At 65.5% G+C, this 17,492-nt stretch carries 18 protein-coding genes; 8 read left to right on the top strand and 10 right to left on the bottom strand.

All coding sequences use genetic code 11. The features are described from left to right. Nucleotides 1-93: 93 nt before the first annotated feature. Together DB708_RS16925 and DB708_RS16920 are read left to right on the top strand one after the other, a co-directional pair. Nucleotides 94-1,044, top strand: coding sequence for a GlxA family transcriptional regulator (locus DB708_RS16925; protein ID WP_108923704.1), 951 nt, complete (start codon nt 94-96; stop codon nt 1,042-1,044). 29 nt (nt 1,045-1,073) lie between these two features. Next, nucleotides 1,074-1,829, top strand: a complete 756-nt coding sequence (locus DB708_RS16920) for a DJ-1/PfpI family protein (protein ID WP_108923702.1) — start codon at nt 1,074-1,076, stop codon at nt 1,827-1,829. On the opposite strand, the gene DB708_RS16915 is transcribed toward DB708_RS16920, so the two are convergent. Continuing rightward, nucleotides 1,826-2,305 carry a nuclear transport factor 2 family protein gene (locus DB708_RS16915; RefSeq protein ID WP_108923700.1) on the bottom strand — a complete coding sequence of 160 codons (480 nt, stop codon included), beginning with the start codon at nt 2,303-2,305 and terminating at the stop codon, nt 1,826-1,828. The two genes, DB708_RS16920 and DB708_RS16915, sit on opposite strands and share 4 nt — an antisense overlap. Nucleotides 2,306-2,364: 59 nt before the next feature. Between DB708_RS16915 and DB708_RS16910 the strand changes: the two genes are divergently transcribed. After that, nucleotides 2,365-3,132, top strand: a complete 768-nt coding sequence (locus tag DB708_RS16910; protein WP_108923698.1) for an SDR family oxidoreductase — start codon at nt 2,365-2,367, stop codon at nt 3,130-3,132. Nucleotides 3,133-3,145: 13 nt separating this feature from the next. Here the strand turns inward: DB708_RS16910 and DB708_RS16905 are convergent, their stop codons facing one another. From DB708_RS16905 to DB708_RS16895, 3 genes are read right to left on the bottom strand one after another with little or no spacing between them, the layout of a single operon-like run. Further along, nucleotides 3,146-3,907 (bottom strand): YqjF family protein, encoded by a 762-nt coding sequence (locus DB708_RS16905; RefSeq protein WP_108923696.1) that lies wholly within the window; start codon nt 3,905-3,907, stop codon nt 3,146-3,148. Between the two features lie 27 nt (nt 3,908-3,934). Continuing rightward, complete coding sequence (locus DB708_RS16900; RefSeq protein WP_108923694.1) at nt 3,935-4,591, bottom strand: hypothetical protein; 657 nt, start codon at nt 4,589-4,591, stop codon at nt 3,935-3,937. Nucleotides 4,592-4,619: 28 nt separating this feature from the next. Then, nucleotides 4,620-6,467: a fatty acyl-AMP ligase gene (locus tag DB708_RS16895; protein ID WP_108923692.1), complete on the bottom strand. Its 1,848-nt coding sequence runs from the start codon at nt 6,465-6,467 to the stop codon at nt 4,620-4,622. A gap of 94 nt (nt 6,468-6,561) precedes the next feature. Between DB708_RS16895 and DB708_RS16890 the strand changes: the two genes are divergently transcribed. The 3 genes from DB708_RS16890 (at nt 6,562) to DB708_RS16880 (ending at nt 9,994) form a co-directional block, all read left to right on the top strand. After that, nucleotides 6,562-6,939 (top strand): hypothetical protein, encoded by a 378-nt coding sequence (locus DB708_RS16890; protein ID WP_108923690.1) that lies wholly within the window; start codon nt 6,562-6,564, stop codon nt 6,937-6,939. A gap of 95 nt (nt 6,940-7,034) precedes the next feature. Next, nucleotides 7,035-8,441 carry a TIGR00366 family protein gene (locus tag DB708_RS16885; protein WP_235616797.1) on the top strand — a complete coding sequence of 469 codons (1,407 nt, stop codon included), beginning with the start codon at nt 7,035-7,037 and terminating at the stop codon, nt 8,439-8,441. Beyond that, nucleotides 8,438-9,994: an allophanate hydrolase gene (locus tag DB708_RS16880; protein ID WP_108923688.1), complete on the top strand. Its 1,557-nt coding sequence runs from the start codon at nt 8,438-8,440 to the stop codon at nt 9,992-9,994. The genes DB708_RS16885 and DB708_RS16880 overlap by 4 nt, the downstream gene beginning before the upstream one ends. Nucleotides 9,995-10,020: 26 nt before the next feature. On the opposite strand, the gene DB708_RS16875 is transcribed toward DB708_RS16880, so the two are convergent. Together DB708_RS16875 and DB708_RS16870 are read right to left on the bottom strand one after the other, a co-directional pair. After that, a complete protein-coding gene (locus tag DB708_RS16875) occupies nt 10,021-11,115 on the bottom strand; it encodes a serine hydrolase domain-containing protein (protein ID WP_235616796.1) in 1,095 nt (364 codons plus the stop codon). Nucleotides 11,116-11,148: 33 nt separating this feature from the next. Further along, a complete protein-coding gene (locus DB708_RS16870) occupies nt 11,149-12,198 on the bottom strand; it encodes a serine hydrolase domain-containing protein (RefSeq protein WP_108924362.1) in 1,050 nt (349 codons plus the stop codon). A gap of 317 nt (nt 12,199-12,515) precedes the next feature. Between DB708_RS16870 and DB708_RS16865 the strand changes: the two genes are divergently transcribed. Next, nucleotides 12,516-12,983: an SRPBCC family protein gene (locus DB708_RS16865; protein ID WP_108923686.1), complete on the top strand. Its 468-nt coding sequence runs from the start codon at nt 12,516-12,518 to the stop codon at nt 12,981-12,983. Between the two features lie 79 nt (nt 12,984-13,062). Here the strand turns inward: DB708_RS16865 and DB708_RS16860 are convergent, their stop codons facing one another. Next, nucleotides 13,063-13,419, bottom strand: coding sequence for a hypothetical protein (locus DB708_RS16860; RefSeq protein ID WP_108923684.1), 357 nt, complete (start codon nt 13,417-13,419; stop codon nt 13,063-13,065). Between the two features lie 124 nt (nt 13,420-13,543). Between DB708_RS16860 and DB708_RS16855 the strand changes: the two genes are divergently transcribed. After that, nucleotides 13,544-15,109, top strand: a complete 1,566-nt coding sequence (locus DB708_RS16855; protein ID WP_108923682.1) for an FAD-dependent monooxygenase — start codon at nt 13,544-13,546, stop codon at nt 15,107-15,109. A gap of 3 nt (nt 15,110-15,112) precedes the next feature. Here the strand turns inward: DB708_RS16855 and DB708_RS16850 are convergent, their stop codons facing one another. The 3 genes from DB708_RS16850 to DB708_RS16840 all read right to left on the bottom strand — a co-directional run bounded on the left by DB708_RS16850 (nt 15,113) and on the right by DB708_RS16840 (nt 17,233). Continuing rightward, nucleotides 15,113-16,279 (bottom strand): LLM class flavin-dependent oxidoreductase, encoded by a 1,167-nt coding sequence (locus DB708_RS16850; protein ID WP_108923681.1) that lies wholly within the window; start codon nt 16,277-16,279, stop codon nt 15,113-15,115. Between the two features lie 195 nt (nt 16,280-16,474). Continuing rightward, nucleotides 16,475-16,867, bottom strand: coding sequence for a hypothetical protein (locus tag DB708_RS27315; protein WP_165839840.1), 393 nt, complete (start codon nt 16,865-16,867; stop codon nt 16,475-16,477). A gap of 150 nt (nt 16,868-17,017) precedes the next feature. Continuing rightward, complete coding sequence (locus DB708_RS16840; RefSeq protein ID WP_108923679.1) at nt 17,018-17,233, bottom strand: hypothetical protein; 216 nt, start codon at nt 17,231-17,233, stop codon at nt 17,018-17,020. Nucleotides 17,234-17,492: the final 259 nt, after the last annotated feature.

The raw sequence follows: 17,492 nt of genomic DNA, 5'->3' as shown, positions 1-17,492 counted from the left end.
GCCGATCGAACTGCCTGGGGTCAGGTCCAGATGTCCTAATTCGTGGGGTACCAGGCCTAGACGACACGCCCCGCTCGGGCCAACACTGAATCCATGGTTCGCAAGGTGGTCATCGTCGGCTTCCCGGGTGTCCAGGCACTCGATGTGGTGGGGCCGCACGACGTGTTCACCGGCGCATCAGTGCTGACCAACGGTGGATACGACGTCAGCCTTGTCTCGGTCGACGGCCAGCCGATCCACACCGGAACCGGTCTCGCGTTCGTGGGCAGCCCGCTGCCAGACCCGCATGAGCAGATCGACACCGTCGTGCTGCCCGGCGGCGGCGGGGTCGACGCCGCGCGGTCGAACGCGGAGCTGGTGGCCTGGATCAAGGCCGTCGCCGGCACCGCCCACCGCATCGTCACCGTCTGCACCGGCGCGTTTCTCGCAGCCGAGGCTGGACTGCTGGACGGCTGCCGCGCGACCACCCACTGGGCGTTCGCCGAGCGTCTTGCCAAGCAGTTCCCCGCCGTGGATGTCGACCCCGATCCGATCTTCATCAGAAGCTCCGAGGTGGTGTGGACCGCCGCGGGGGTGGCCGCGGGCATCGACCTCGCACTGTCGCTGGTCGAGGACGACCACGGAACCGAAATCGCACAGACGGTCGCCCGCTGGATGGTGCTCTATCTGCGTCGCCCCGGCGGACAGACCCAGTTCGCTGCGCCGGTGTGGGTACCGCGGGCCAAACGCGCCTGCATCCGCGAGGTGCAGGAAGCCATCGAGGCGCAGCCGGGCGCCGCGCACAGCATCGGAGATTTGGCCCGCCGGGCGACGATGAGCCCTCGTCATTTCACCCGGGTGTTCACCGACGAGGTGGGCGAGGCTCCCGGCCACTACGTCGAACGTGTCCGCACCGAGGCCGCGCGCCGGCAGTTGGAAGAGACCGACGACACCGTCGTTGTCATCGCGGTGCGGTGCGGCTTCGGCACCGCGGAAACGATGCGGCGCAACTTCATTCGCCGTGTTGGCATTTCGCCAGACCAATACCGCAAGACCTTTGCTTAGTTGAGGCTCAGTCAGAAAGGACACCCACGATGACCCAAATCGCATTCGTGGCCTACCCCGGATTCACCGCGCTGGACATGATCGGCCCGTATGAGGTGCTGCGCAACCTGCCGGGCGCCGAGGTGCGGTTCGTCTGGCGCGAATCCGGGCCGATCACCGCCGACTCCGGCGTGCTGGTCATCGGCGCCACGCACTCGCTGGCCGAAACCCCTTCGCCCGACATCATTCTCGTCCCCGGTGGCGCGTCGAGCACGGTGCACGCGCGCGACGAGGTGTTGCTGGACTGGCTGCGCGGGGCGCATCGAACCGCTCGCTGGACGGCGTCGGTGTGCTCGGGGTCGGTGATTCTGGCCGCGGCCGGTCTGCTCGAGGGCCGGCGGGCCACGTCGCATTGGATGGCGCTCCCCCTGCTGAAGGGATTCGGCGTCACCCCGGTCGGCGACGAGCGGGTCGTGCGCCAGGACAACGTCGTCACCAGCGCGGGGGTGTCCGCGGGACTCGACCTCGCGTTCTGGCTGGCCGGTGAGATCGGCGGCGAAGGCAGAGCCAAGGCGATCCAGCTCGCGATCGAATACGACCCGCAGCCACCATTCGACTCCGGCCACCTGTCGAAGGCGTCGGCAAGCACGAAAGCCGCTGCCGCCGCGCTGCTCTCCCGAGACAGTGCCAAGCCGGCAAACCTCAAGGCGACGACGTTGATCGCCTGGGAGCAGGCGCTGTCGGCGGTACGGTCCCGGCGCCGGAAACGACAGCCGGACCTCTCCGTGGTTTCTCCGAAGGCCTAGCTGGGGTTGGGTTGCAGGAACTCGGTTGACGCAAACTGCCCGCCGGCCTGCATCCAGGCCGCGACAGCGCCCGGCGCATCGCGGTTCGGGTTGTAGATGTCCTCCTCGCTGGAGAACAGGCCATTTCCGGCGTACACCAGGCGAGTCCAGTTCGGGAACCAGAACGGTTCCTCGTTCGGGTCGGTCGGGTGATCGAGCAGATTCTTGATCATGATGACAACGGCGTCATTGTCGTCGTCATAGGCGATCCAGTCACTGGGAAAACGCATGTGCGGGAACGGGGCCATGACGGCAACGATCCATTCCCTGACCGCCTCGCGTCCGTGGAAGACACCGTAATGGTGTTCGATGTAGACAACGTCCTCAGTGAACAGATCCGCAAAAGGCGCCCAGTCGCCAGAAGCGCTGCACCCTTCCGCCACAGTGGTGTAGTGCTCGACGGCTTGCTCGATTTCGGCCCTGCTGAAGTTGCCCATAGCGGACACACTAGAACGTGTTCTGGTTTTTTGAAGCCTCGTCTGGATAGGGATATTGAATGAGCGTGCTGGACTTGTTTGAGCTGCGCGGCAGGTCGGCTTTGGTGACCGGGGCGTCCAGTGGCATCGGCAAAAAGGTGGCGCAGGCATACCTGCAAGCGGGTGCCCAAGTAGCCATCGCGGCGCGGCATTCCGAGGTGCTGGACAAGGTCGCTGCCGAGCTCGCCTCGGCCGGCGGCAGGGTCATCCCGATCCCTTGCGACGTGACCCAGCCGGATCAGGTGACGCGAATGGTTGATCAGGTGATCGCGGAGTTGGGTGGCATCGACATCGCCGTCTGCAACGCGGGGATCATCAATCTGAAGGCAATGCTGGACATGTCGCCAGAGGAATTCCGGGCCATCCAGGACACCAATGTGACCGGCGTATTCCTGACCGCGCAGGCGGCCGCCCGGGCAATGGTCGCCCAAGGCCGCGGCGGCGCCATCATCAACACCGCCTCGATGTCGGGCCACATCATCAACATCCCGCAACCGGCGGGCCATTACTGCACCTCCAAGGCCGCAGTCATCCAACTGACCAAGGCGATGGCCATCGAGCTCGCGCCGCACAACATCCGGGTGAACAGCGTCAGCCCGGGCTACATTCTCACCGAACTCGTCGAACCGATGGCGGAGTATCACCGGCTGTGGGAGCCGAAGATTCCGCTCGGCCGCATCGGTCGGCCCGACGAACTCACCGGCCTCTACGTCTACCTGGCCAGCGACGCGTCCAGCTACATGACCGGTTCCGACATCGTCATTGACGGCGGTTACACCATCCCGTGAGATCGCGGCCGCGTCACCGAACCAGGCAGGGGCGGCCGAAGCGGGTTCGTACACCCGGCGAGAAAAGACCGCGCAGGCGATCGCCGGCCGGCCGCACCCCACTCGCGTCGATCAGTTCGTCGCTGAGCTCAACTATTTCGGCCGCACGCAACGGCCACGGCCCGTGCTCGTTGGGCACCCACCAGGTTCGGCCGGCCTTGTGCGTGTGCGCGCCCCAGCGGGCGGTCAGCCAGACCTCCAGCGGCGTCGGTTCCACCGCGTCGCCGATCGCGACGGTCAGCCGGCTGCACAGGCCGCGGCGCGGCCACCGCCGCACACTGTTATACGAGATATTGTCGCCGTCGCGCGTGATCCGCATCTTCGCCCAGGTGTAGGGGACGCCAAGGCCGATCCGGGTGACGGGTACGACGGCCAGGCGAGCCGTTTCCAGCGACCGGAACAGGACGCCGTGCCGTCCGGCGTCGTCCAGCGAATACAGCCGGACATTCGTTTCCGCGAAGCCGCCGAAGTACGGAAGCGGCAGTGCGGTACCGACTTTGGTGCCTATCATCATGAACGGGACCAATGCCACATAGGTCAGCCCGTCGGCGAAAACGTCGGGTCGCGTCCCGGGTGGGTACAGATGCGCGACGCTGTCGGGTTGCACCGGCCAGTGGACGAACGTCAGGTCGCTCCACTGCTGGTCGAAGGTGACCGGGCCAGGCAGCGGTGGCGGAGTGACGGGATAGCCGGTGAGCACCCCATCGGGCTGGGCCGGCTGGCCGGGCATCGTCATCTCGTCATCGTGACACGCCCGCGCGACTTATCCCTCGATCTCACCGGAGATCCCGCGTTCGATGCTGGCCTGAGCGCTTGTCGGCAACACGATCAAGCCATCGAGTTCTCTACGTGCCGACTCGTAGGCAGTGCGACGCTCCTGCGGCGCGGCGGCCGAGTCCGACGCCATCCTCAACAGACTCTGGGCGCGAGCAATCCGCTGTTGTTCGTCGCGCGAGAAGTCGTTGCGCCGCCTGCGTATCGCCTCCGCCTCGGCGAGGTTGAACGCGGTCGCGTAGTCCTCCACGGCGACTTGATATTTCGTGGCGGCGTCCCGGTCGTCGAGGAGATCTTCGGCCTTAATAGGTCGCAGCAGGTCTGCCCGTAGCTTGGCTTTGTGAAAGGCAGCGGTGCGCGGATCACGCAGATCCGTCATCGCCGGGAAGTCGAGCAGTTTGGCGAGGTCGAGTTCGTAGGACAGCCAGCGTGTGTCGGTGCGGCTGTGCTCCTCCACGATCCGTCGCACCGATTGCCACTGGGCGGCCTGGCTGTTGGCGGTCGGTTCGGGCGGCACCGCCGCAGACTCCGTCGCTTCGGGCGCTCGGCGCTTGTTGGCACCGAACGCGCGTACCGCGCCGATAACCAGACCCACCAGCGGCAGCAGCAGAATCAGGAATTCCGCCAGCCGGATGAGTAGACCCATAGCGTCAGAATGCCACTCGACCGGGTCGCTAGTGAGCGCCCAGCGTGCCATTGAGGTACTGCGTACGGGTGGCGAGGCGAGCCAGTTTCCCACTGGTGGTGCGGGGAATGGCGCCGGCCGGCAACAGGCGCACGTCGGAGACGGTGACACCGTGCTGGTGTAGGACCGCGGCCTTGATCCCCTCGATTGCCGGCTGCGGGTCATCGCGGCTGGTGCCCGCCGCGCGTTCGGCGATGATCACCACGCTGCCGTCGGTCTCCGGCACCTCGTTGTGCGGCACAGCGAATGCCGTCGCATAGCCGCGCCGCACCATCGGCGACGCCTCGGCGGCGGTGGCCTCGATGTCCTGCGGGTAGTGGTTGCGGCCGTCGATGGTCACCAGATCCGCGATACGGCCGGCGATGTAGATCTCCCCGTCGAGATAGACGCCCAAGTCACCGGTGCGCAGCCACCAGCTTCCGACCGCCGATCCTTCGGCGCGACTGGCGTCGGGCAGCTGCGATTGCAGCAGCGCGTGGAATGTCCGCTCGGTTTCTTCCGGGCGTCCCCAATAGCCCCGGCCAACGTTGGCGCCCTGCAGCCAGACTTCGCCGACCGCGCCGTCGGGTAGCTCGGCAGCGGTATTCGGGTTCACGATCACAGCCCGCAGACTGCGAGCGATCCGGCCGCACGAGACTTGGGCAACGGCATTGGGGGCATCGGCGCCGACGCGCACCGCGCGGCCCGCGCCCAGCCGATCCCGGTCCAGGTAGACAACTTTTGCTTCTGCAGCGGGTTCGATTGTCGCGATCAACAGCGTCGCCTCCGCGATGCCGTACGAGGGCTTGAATGCCGTGCCCGGCAACCCGTAGGGTGCGAACGCTTTGTTGAACGTCGCAATCGCCTCGATGCTGACCGGCTCGGAGCCGATGATCAATACGACATTGCTCAGGTCGATGTCGTCGCCCGCCGCGGGCAGGCCGCGTTGCGCGGCCCACTCGTAGGCGAAGTTGGGCGCGGCGGTGACGACATTGCCTTCGCGCGACCCTGCCGACAACGCCTGAATCCACCGCTGCGGCCGACGCACAAACGCCGTCGGCGACATCAGGGTGGAATGGCCGCCGTACACTGCGGGAAAGCCGATCATCGACAGCCCCATGTCGTGGTAGAGCGGCAACCAACTCACTCCGTGCGTGTTCCGGTTCAGCAGGTCGATCGACAGGATCATCTGCGTCAGGTTGGTGCCCACGGCCCGGTGCGTAATCTCCACGCCGACCGGCGGCCGGGTCGAGCCCGAGGTGTACTGCAAGTGGGAAACCCGGTCGACACCCAACTCCACGGGGACGAACGACTCCCCCGCCGAATCGGGGATTCGATCGATGACCAGGACAGCCGGTTTTTGCAGGTGCGTGCCATGGATCAGAAAGTCTTGCACCGCGTCTTTCGCGGCCGCGGTCGTCAGCACCACGGTCGGCTCGCAATCGCGAAGCGCCGTCGCAAGCCGCTCGGCATGACCTGGCAATTCGGGGGCGAACAGCGGCACCGCGATGGTTCCCGCCTTGACCGCCGCGTAGAAGCCGGCGACGTAGTCGATGCCTTGCGGCGCAAGGATCGCCACGCGATCACCCTCGCTCGCCAGCCGCTGGATGCGCGCGGCGATGGCCAGCAATCGGACACCGAGTTGGGCCCAGGTCACTTCGAGGGTGTGGCCTTCCGAGCGTCCGTAGTCCAGGTAGCGATACGCCACGGCATCACCGACGTTTGTGATGTTGCGCTCGATCAGAGAAATCAGTGTGGTTCCCGGCGGCAAAGAGATGTTGCCATCGGCGTCCAGGCAATCCTCTATTCGTAGCAGGCCTTTTGGAGCCACGGAGTCCTGTCGGGAACCGTCATCCATGTTCGCAGTCTAGGTGTGCCCAGGGCCTGCCCCGCGAATCCGAGCTTCGGATATAGTCCCAGCCGAAACCGCCGCGGAAGCCCAGAGGAGCAACGTGGACACACGCGATCAGCACCCCCAGACCCGTGACGACGCACTGGCCCGGGTGCTCGCCAACCGCACCCGCGGGCAGGCCAGAGCGATGCCGATCCGGGCGGGCCTCGCCGTCCTGGGCGGCGTGCTGCTCGTCGCTTCCATTCCGCTCACCGTGTTGCTTCCCGAGTTCGGTATCCCGGCGCTACTGATCGCCTTCCGGCTGCTGGCGGTCGAAGCCATGTGGGCGGCGCGGGCTTACGCGTGGACCGATTGGCGCTTCACCCAAATGCAACACTGGTTCCATCGCCAATCCCGCGTTGTCCGAATGGTTATCGTCGCCGGTTTGATCCTGCTGGCAGTGGCAATCGTCGTTGTCTTTGTCTACGAGTTCGTCTAAAGCCATCTGCCGGCCACCAATCTAGAGTTACCTGAGCGATTCAACTATTCGACGCGACTAGTACGCGGGCGCAGGTATCGCGGTAAAGGCGGGCAATGACGACCACAAAGAGCGAGCATGTCGGCCGTCGCGGCCTCATGCAGCGCTTCACGATGCTCTGCGTCCGGTATGTCGAACGCTTGATGCCAGACCCGTATTTGTTCGCGGTGATCCTGACACTCATCGTGGTCGCACTGGTTGCGGTATTCGTCCGGGACGCCACGCCCGCCGGCGCGCTGAAAGCGTGGTACGGCGGAGTGTGGGGTTCGCAGAACATCTTCACCTTCGCGTTCCAGATGGTGCTCGTATTGGTGACCGGCTACACACTGGCCGAGGCGCCCATCGTGAAACGGGCCATCATTGCCCTGGCGAGTAAGCCGACGAACCAGGCTCAGGGAGCCTTGCTGTGCTTCGGCGTCAGCAGCGTCTTCTCGTTGTTGAACTGGGGATTGGGTCTGGTGTCCGGCGCGCTGATTGCGCGGCAGGTCGCAAAACGGCTTCCCGGCGTGCATTTCGGCTACCTGATCGCGTCGGGGTTCATGGGCTACCTCGTGTGGACGCAGGGTCTGTCCTCATCGATCGCGCTGGCCAACACCGATACGACCAGCCCCATCAACGTGATTCACAAGATGACCGGAACGATCGTGCCGCTGAGGTTGACGATCTTTGAGCCCTACAGCTGGATCGCCGTCGTCGCTGTGGTGGCACTGGTCGCGGTCACGATCTGGCGGATGGCGCCCGATGAAACTCTGGAACCCGATCCCGCGGTGTTCGACGAAGAGCCCACGCCTGATGCGCCGCAGCGCGCACAGACGTTCGCCGAGCGGCTGGAGAATCTGTGGATTCTCAATGTGCTTGTGTTCGCCGCGGGCATAACGTATTTCGTGCTGAGCGGCTTTTCGCTGAACATTTCGTCGATGATCATGTTGTTCACCGTCACCAGCGCGTTGCTGCACGGTACGCCGATTCGGTTTATCCGCGCGTTCTCTGGTGCGGCGAAGGTGTCCGGCCCACTGCTACTGCAATATCCGTTGTATGGCGGGATCGCCGGTCTGCTGGGCTACTTGCCGCCGGGGTCGGGCAGAGCGTTGCAGACGGTGCTCGCCGAAGCCCTGGTGCGAGGTGCGGATCAGTTCACGCTCCCGTTCCTGACGTTCGTTGGCTCGGTCATCATCTCGCTGTTCGTACCGTCCGGTGGCGGGCACTGGGCGGTGCAGGGGCCGATCGCGGTGGGCTCGGCGCTGGCCATCGGCCAACACTCGCCGGCATACCTGGGGCTGATGTCGATGTCGGTGGCGGTCGGTGAGGGGGTCGCGAACATGGTTCAGCCGTTCTGGTTGTTGCCGGTGCTGGCGATCGCAAAGCTCAATGTGCGTCAGGTGATGGGCTTTACGGTTATCGCGTTCCTGATCGGTTTCGCGGTGTCGGGCGCCGCGGTCCTCATCGCACCCCACGTGCTGTGAAGACTTCGGTGGCAACGCATCTCTCGCCCACCGGCCGGGTGATCGCCGCGTACCGGCGAATCGCCGAGGCCGACCGGCCGGAGGTCTGGATCACGCTGCGCGATCGAGACGATGTGCTCGGAGACGCCGCAGCGGTCGAACAACAAGTCGGCGCGGGACTGCGTTTGCCCCTGGCGGGACTGTTGGTTGCCGTCAAGGACAACATTGACGTCGCGGGTCTACCGACCACCGCGGCGTGCCGAGAGTTCGCCTACCAGCCGGCAACCACCGCGGTCGCGATCGAACGACTCCGGAATGCGGGAGCCGTCGTCCTCGGCAAGACGAACCTCGACCAATTCGGTTGTGGGCTGGCCGGCACCCGCAGTCCGTATGGGGCCGTGCGCAATTCGCGCCATCCGGGTTTGGTCTCGGGAGGTTCCAGTTCCGGTCCCGCAGTCGCCGTCGCGCTGGGCATCGCCGATATCGGCATCGGCACCGACACCGCGGGATCGATTCGGGTTCCCGCCGCACTCAACGATCTGGTCGGCATCAAACCCACGCTCGGCATTGTCCCCACGCAAGGGGTCGTCCCCGCCTGCGCCAGCTACGACGCCGTCGGTGTCCTCGCCGCCGACCTCGAGCTGGCTGCCGCCGCCGTCGCCGTGATGGCCGGCCCTGATGCGCGCGACCCCCGCAGCCGCCCCTGGCCCGCCGACGTTCGGCTGGCCGCTCCCGCCGCTCCCCGGCTGGCAATTCCGGAGCCTGCGAACCTCACCGCGCTGCGTCCCGGCTACCGCGACGCGTTCGAGCACTCGGTGCGCCTTGCCGTCGATGCCGGGCTGAGTGTCAAACCGCTCGATATCTCGGTGTTGCTGGATGCGGCCTTGCTGCTCTACGACGGCGCACTGGTCGCCGAACGATACGCGGCGGTCGGCGAATTCCTTGGCGGCGCACCGGCAAGCGCTGATCCCGTAGTTTCGTCGATCATCACCGCGGCCCGTGCGGTCACCGGTCCGGCGTTCGCCGCCGACCTGGACGCATTGGCACACGCGCGGGTCGACGCCGCGTCCCTACTCGACGGCTTCGATGCGTTGCTGTTGCCCACCACCACCGAACATCCGACGCTCAGCGAGGTCGGTGCCGATCCCGTCGGGATAAACCGCCGGATGGGGACCTACACCAACTTCTGCAATCTGCTCGACATGGCCGCGGTCACCGTTCCCAGTGCGCCGACACAAGCGGGCACTCCATTCGGAGTGACGATCGTCGTCCCGGCTTTTCACGACCAAATCGCTGTCGACATCGGCGCACGACTCACCGGTACGGCGGCCACACTGTTGACCCGAACCGGCGTCGATCTGGCTGTATTCGGCGCCCACCTACGGGGACACCCGCTGCACTGGCAACTCGAGCAACTCGGCGCCCGGTTCGCCGGGCAGATCTCGACGGTCGAAGGTCGTCCGGGTGAATTGTTCCAAATCTCCGAAGCCGGCCTGGGGCGCTTCCTGTCGGCGTTGACCAACGTCGAACTCGAGGACGGCCGCACTGTCATCGGTGTGACCGCGGACGACTAATTGCCTCGAAAAGCTTTGGTGTCGAACTACATCCAAAGTTTTGCTATCGACACGGCTAGGGTTTCCGGGTCTTGCTCATCGGTGTTGCAGCTGATCGCGACGGACGTCGTTCGGTCCTTGCTCACCCGAAAGGCTGTGACGAATCCGGGCCAATCGCCGTCGTGATCGAGTGTTCCGTTGGCAAGCAGGAAGATTCCTGCTCCGTACCTGTCGCCGCCGCCTGAATCGGTGAGAACGGCACCGCTCAATTGTGCGTGTAGCAGTTCGGGGCCGCCCACCCGGCCGGTTCGGTAATTATCGGCCCATCTGACCAGTTGGGTTGGTGTGGTCTGGATTCCACCGTCACCGACCTGTTCCCAGCCCGACGATACGGCGTGGTAATCGTCGCTGTCCGATTCATAGCCGACGGCCTTGCCGGGAATCTGTCCGGTTGGATCCAAGACCATCGCGAGGTCGAGCGGATGAAAAATCTGCTGGGCCAGGAATAGTGGCAATGGTTCCTGCGAAACCCGATGGACGATCTCGCCGAGCAGCAGATAGTTCGAGTTCGAGTACTCGAACTGGGAGCCGGGCGCGAACCTCAGCTTCGGCAAAACGGCCACTGCACGCAATGCTTGTTCTTCGGTCGTGTGGTCGCTGAATTGAAATCCCTGTGCCTCGAGCAGACCGATGTAGTCGGGGATGCCGCTGGTCTGGTGCATCAGCTGACCGACGTTCACGGTGGCCGCCCACGGCGGTAGCTCGGGCAGCTGCCGGGACACCGGGTCGTCGAGGGTCAGCTTTCCGGCATCGACGAGCAACAGCAGTGCGGTGGCAGTGAACTGCTTGGACACCGATGCAATGTCGAACACCGTGTCTGTGGTGATCGCGGCGTCAGTCGACAGGTCAGCCAGGCCGCGCACACCTGTCCAGACCACCTTTCCCTCGACGCCCACCGCAGCCGAGCATCCCGGAGCCCCCTCGTCGATGGCGTCGTTCAGCACTTTCTGGCTAGCGACCTTGGCGGCTTCGTTGACCGCGGTGGCCGCGGAGGTGGTCGTTTTCGGCGCCGACTGCTGACCACCGCTGCAGGCACTGAGCAACACCACGATCGCGAGAAGGAGCATCGGCCGTTTCGCCATACCGTGAATGATGGCGCTTCCGGTCGCCATCCACTACGTCCAGAGCTTCGCTATCGAGTCGGCCAGGGCTTCCGGGATCTGGTCGTCGGTGTTGCAGCTGACGGCGACGGACGTCAGCCGATCCTTGCTGACGCGAAACGCTGTGACGAAACCGGTTGAGGCGCCGTCGTGGTCGAGCGAGCCGTCAGCCTTGATATAGATGCCCGCGCCGTAATGCACCGGGATGCCGGGTCCGATCTCCACCGCCCCGGACAGTTGCTCATCGAGCAGCCGCGGTCCGCCCACGCGGCCGGTTCGGTAGTTGTCCGCCCACTTAACCAGCTGGCCGGACGTCGCTTGGATCGCGCCGTCGCCGATCTGCTCCCATGCCGATGTGGTCACTCGATATCCGTCGCTGCCGCCCGTATATGAGACGGCTTTATGCGGAATCTGTCCGACCGGATCCACCACCATCCCCAGACCGAGCGGACCAAAGATCTCTGCGCGCAGGAGTTGGGGCAGCGGCTCCCCCGACACTCGATGGGCGATCTCCCCGAGCAGCAGATAGTTGGAGTCCGAATATCCGAATTGGCTGCCCGGCTTGAAATTCAGCTGCGGCACTGCTGCCAGCGCCTGCACCGCTTGATCCTGGGTGGTGCGGTCATTGGCTCCGAACCCCTGCTTTGCGAGTAGTCCCTCGTACTCGGCGATACCGCTGGTCTGGTGGATCAGCTCGGCGATCGTGACGGTGGAGGCCCATTTCGGAAATTCGGGCATGTGTTGCGCGAGCGGATCGTCGAGCGTGAGCTTTCCTGCGTCGTTGAGCAACAGGATCGCGGCGGCGGTGAACTGCTTGGACACCGAGCCGATGTCGAACAAGGTGTCGGGGGTGATCCTGTCGCCGGTCGCTGTGTCAGCAAGGCCGCGTACTCCAGCCCAGACGATGTTTCCCTTGGATCCCACCGCGGCCGAGCAGCCGGGGGCGTTGGCGTTGACGGCGTCTTCCAGCACGCGCTGGCTTTTCACCTTGATCAGTGCATTGTTGCCACCGGTCGTGGTGACGGCGTTGCCGGTCGCGCCGGGTTTTGACGCAGCTGGATCCATTGGCTTGCCGCAGCCGCAGAGCAATAGCAGGGCGGCGCACACCGCCAGCGGCGCGCGCGTGTACCGATGGAATCGCCGCACCTCACCATGCCCTTCGAAGCCATCGGACAGATTCGAAATAGCCTGTCCGTCAGAGCTTTTCATCACGCTTGAGAATTCCCCCAATGTGTCAGTCGCGGGTCCGCGTTGGCCCCCCGGACTCACACGGTGAGTATGCACGTGGGCGCGCCGCCGCGTGCTGGATTTCACCGGCCTGGCTGCGGAATCCTCACCGCCCGGTCTCGGCAGCCATTGCCTTCGCGGTAGGGTACGCGGCTATGTCTGGTCGTAAGTTTTCCTTCGAGGTCAACCGGACCACTAGTGCGCCCGCTGCGACGGTGTTCCGGCTGCTGGCCGACGGCGCCGACTGGTCTAGCTGGGCCAAGCCGGTGGTCGTTCGTTCGAGTTGGACCCGCCAAGGTGATCCGGCGCCCGGCGGTGTCGGGGCGATTCGCAAGATCGGGGTGTGGCCGATCCTGGCGCAGGAAGAGATCGTCGAGTACGAGCAGGATCGCCGGCAGGTCTACAAGTTGGTTGCACCACCATCGCCGGCAAAGGACTACCTCGGCGAGGTGGTGCTGACCCCGAATGCGGCCGGCGGTACCGACATTCGCTGGTCGGGCTCGTTCGTCGAGGGAGTTCGCGGCACCGGCGCGGCGACCCGGGCCGCGCTGGGTGGGGCGGTCAAGCTTCTCGCGGATCGCCTGGTGAAAGCGGCCGACCGGCAATCGGGCGGCGGACGCTAACCTGCCCCTCGGCGGGCAAGGGTTTTCGCGGAATAGCGCGTGACGGCCGCGCCATGCGGCCGTCACGCTGGTAGCCGGACTACGGCCCGGGGTTTTGCTCGACCCATTGACCCTGTTGTTCAGCTTGCTGGGCCTGCTGTTGGGCTGCCTCGTTTTGTTGTTCGGCCTGCTGCTCGGACTGTTGCAGCTGCTGCTCGGCCAGTTGCTGTTGAAGCTGCGCCTGGTCGTCGTTGTCGTCGGCGGCCAAACCGCCGCCGACGACGTTCGGTGGGGCCTGCGGCGGTGGCGTCTCAATGGCCGTTAGGCGTATCTGTCCGAACATGGCCGCCGCGGCGGCGGGCTGGGCCGCGTCGGCAAACGCCAACATCGCGATGCTCGCGATCCCGGCGAAGAGGACTTGGACGATTCGCGGCTGGTGGCGGGGCGCGGTCGTCATACGTCAGATTTGCGCTCGTCACTAGCCGTCAGCTGGGAAGCGGCTAGCGCCGAGTTATGAAAGCAGGCGTTGTCAGTTGAGTCGGCGTTTGCCGGTTCAGTCGCCAACTACTAAGCTTGGCTAAGTGATTGACGTCGTCATTGCGGGTGGCGGTCCCAACGGGCTGATGCTGGCCGGTGAACTCGCCTTGAACGGGATCCGGCCGGTGGTGCTGGAGCCGATGCCCGGCCCTAATCCCCTACGGCGGGCAAACGGTGTCATCGGCCAAGGGGTTCGGATCCTGGACCATCGCGGCCTGTACAGCACACTCGCGGGAACCGCGGACCCACCGCGACTCAATCCTCGGCCGATGTTCGCCGCCTTCGCACTGGATCTCGCGCTGATGCCCGACTCGCAGGCGTTTCTGCTGCCCGTTCAACAACCCAAGCTTGTTCAGGCGCTTGCGGACCGGGCCAACGAATACGACGTGGATCTTCGTTGGGGTCACGCACTGACCGGTTTTGATCAGGACGCAGCCGGCGTCACGGTGGAAGTCGACGGGCCGGACGGCGCCTATCAGCTGCGAGCCAAGTACCTCATCGGCGCCGACGGCGGTACCAGCGTGACCCGCAAATTGGCCGGCATCGATTTTCCCGGGATGTCGTCGTACGACGTGATCGCCCGGATGGGTTTCGACGTACTGCCGCCGGCGGACTGGGTCGACCCAGTCCGCGGCGGGCTGGACATCCCCGGGTTTGGCCGAGTGCCACCCCTGCAGTTTCATCGAGCAGATCAGGGGGTCTTCGCATACGGCGCGCTCGGCGGCCGCGCGGCGATGCTCGTTTTCGAGCTGGACAAATCGGCTCGCGAGGAACGCGTTGACGACGACGACGACGACCAACCGCCGATGGGCCTGCCTGAACTGGAGGCCAGCGTCAAGCGTGTGCTCGGCACCGACGTCCCGCTGCGACCCGCGTCGCCGGACGCGCCGCTGGATCTGCGCAGATTTTGCGGTATCAACTCCCGAATCGCATCGCGGTACCAGGTGGGACGGGTGATCTTGGTAGGCGACGCCGCGCACGTCCATTCCCCACTGGGTGGACCGGGACTCAACCTGGGGCTGCAGGATGCAGTGAACCTTGGCTGGAAGCTCGCCGCGGTGTTGCACGGGCGCGTCGAGACCGCCTTGCTCGACACCTATGAAGCAGAGCGCCGTCCCGCTGCGGAGCGGGTCATCATGCACAGCCGCGCGCAATTAGCGCTCGTCCGGCCCGGGCCCGAGGTCACCGCGCTGCGGCAGCTCTTTTCCGAGCTGCTCACCGATTCCGATATCGCCCGTCGTCTCAGCGACCTGATATCCGGCGCTGAAAATCGGTACGGCACCGACCCCGAGGCGCACCCGCTGACTGGGCACTGGGTGCCCGACTTCGGCGTGGCTAGCGGCGGCGCAACGAGCCGTGTCGCGGAGCTGGCCCGCACCGGACGGCCGCTGCTTCTCGATCTGACCGACTCCGGCGACGTGGCTGCCGCGGTGGCGGACGTCGCGGACCAGCTCACCGTCGCCGCCGGACATGCGGTTGGCGACGTGGCGGCCACCGCGCTGCTGGTGCGCCCCGACGGCTATGTGGCGTGGGCGTCGTCGGCTGCCGCTCCCGGCGCGGACGACGTGGGTGAACTGCGCGGTGCGCTCGCGCGATGGTTCGGACTGTGAGCGCTACTTCTTCGCGTTGAGTTCGTCCTGGTACTTCTTGGTCATGTGCTCGACGGCCTGATTCTGCGATTCGGCGAGCCCTTCTCGCGCTTCGCTGGCGCGTGCGGCCGCATCCACTGTCGGCTGAGACTGCCCCTGGAAGTGCGGCATCACCTCGGCGGCAAACAATTCTGCCGACCGTTTGGTGGCTGCCGGGTTGGCCCACTCGTGACCCATCTGCAGCATGCAGCCGAACCCACCCGACTGATCCCACATCCGCTGCACCTGCGCCCGCGCTCGCTCCGGAGTGCCGATCACGCCCGCGCCGTTCTCGTTGATGACGTCGATCATCTCGTCGATCTGCTCGCCCGGCATCGTCATCTGCGGGAACGCGGCCACCTTCTGGAAGTACCGGAACCAGGGCTCCAGGCCGAATTTCACGTCCTCGCGCGCTTGCGTGTCGGTTTCGGCGATGTGGAACGGCCCGACCAGGCTCCAGTTCTTGCGGTCGACCGTGGTGCCGAACGCCGCGGCGCGTTCTTCGACGATGTCCCAGTGATATTGGAGCGCGGTGAAGCCCTCGACGGTCAAGGTTGCCCCGATGGAGAGCAGGCCGATGCCGTGCTTGCCGGCCAGCCGCGCACCGGTTGGGGAGGCGACCGCGGCCACGGCCAGCGGAACCCCGCCGTCGGAGTACGGGGCCAGCTGCAGCTTGGCGTTATGCAGCTCGTGCGTCGGGGTCTTGGCGCTCACGGTCTCCCCCGCCAGCAGCCGGACCACGATGTCCAGGTTGGTCTCCAACAGCTCGCGGGTGTCGGTCGGGTTCAGCCCGATCATCGACGAATCGCTGGGCAGTGAGCCGGGTCCCACCCCGCCGATCACGCGGCCGTGGGTGAGGTGATCCAGCATCATCAACCGATCGGCGACCCAGAGCGGGTTGTGGTAGCTCAGCGAGATGACGCCGGTGCAGAGCTTGATCCGCTTGGTCCGCTCGGCGGCCGCGGCGATGAAGATCTCCGGCGAGGCGATGAGTTCGCTGCCGGCTGAGTGATGCTCGCCGATCCATGCTTCGTCGAAGCCGAGAGCGTCGAGGTGTTGGACGAACTCGAGGTCCCGCTGCAACGCCAGTGTCGGGTTGGTGCCCGCGCGATGGAAGGGGGCGATGAAGTATCCGAACCTGAGCTTGGCCATCGGGCAGACCTTCCAGTCGAGTTGCGGAGAACCATAACTCAAGCTGGCAAGGCTCAGGGAGGGTCAGCGGCCTTGACCTCGCCGATCGTCTCGACCGCGTCGTTATTCGTCTCGACCGCGCTGCTGGGTAGCCGAGGGACCAGATCTATCCGGCCCCTCGGCTACCGCGAGCACATATTTGTCGCGAGGGCGCGATCAGCTGTGGCCGCAGATGTTGCCGACGCAGCCACCGCCGCCGCCGGGTCCGCCACCACCGCCACCGACGCCCGGGATGTTGCCGCTGCCGCCGCCGGGTCCGCCGCCGCCGGTCGGGCCGCCGGGAATGCTGCCGCCGCCGCCACCGGGTCCGCCGCCGCCAGTGGGGCCGCCGGGGACCGTGCCACCGCCGCCGCCGGGCCCGCCGCTGCCGCTCGGACCGCCGGTGTCCGGGGCAGTGGAGGGCGCGACGCTGGACGTCGAGGTGGTTGTGGTGGTTGTCGTTGTCGTGCTGCTGGGTGCCTTATTGCTGCTGCCGCCGCACCCAACCGCCAGCACGAGCATGGCTGCACCGCCGAAAACCGCAGCCGCCGTCCGAGCTTCCGATCTCATCAGACTCCCCACTCTCTCCGACTCTCCTGCAAACTCCTTGGTTCGTACCCACTCGCGTCGTCCGCAAACCGCGCATCGGCCTGGACATGACGATGGCCCATCTCGGGGTGGAGATGGGCCATCGATAAGCACGTGTGTGCGTGCGGCGGTCTAGCAGTTGAGTCCAGAGATGCAGGCGATGAGGACGGCCTGGTGGATACTGCCGGGCGCCGACGCGTTCGCTGGCGTGACGCTCGAGGGCGCGTGAGTTGCCGGTGCCGGTGCCGCCGCGGCCGGGCTGGCACCGAGACCGCCGAAGCCGACGGCGAAAGCCAGTGCCGCAGCTGCGCCGAAGGTGGTGATGGTCATTTTGGTCTGAGACTTCATCGGTCTGTCCTCTCTGTCGGGGTGTCCATTGGGCGCTAACTTCGCCGATGGCTAAATCATACACTTGTGCAATAGTTGCTGGAAGAATAATTCGCCTAGGGATCTAAAATGTGATGGCTTTCGAGAGCTGGGCGCCAGGGTTTATGAGGTTTACCTGGGATGTCTAACAGGCCCAGGGAACCCAACCCGACGGGTATACGTCATTGGCCTGCACGAGTGGTGGGCATCCGGCGGCTTGTTGAGTACCGCGATCAGCAAA

It is taken from the genome of Mycobacterium montefiorense, from assembly GCF_003112775.1.
Lineage (GTDB): Bacteria > Actinomycetota > Actinomycetes > Mycobacteriales > Mycobacteriaceae > Mycobacterium > Mycobacterium montefiorense.
Note: the sequence above shows the minus strand (reverse complement) of the source record. Positions and strands in the feature narration are given on the sequence as shown.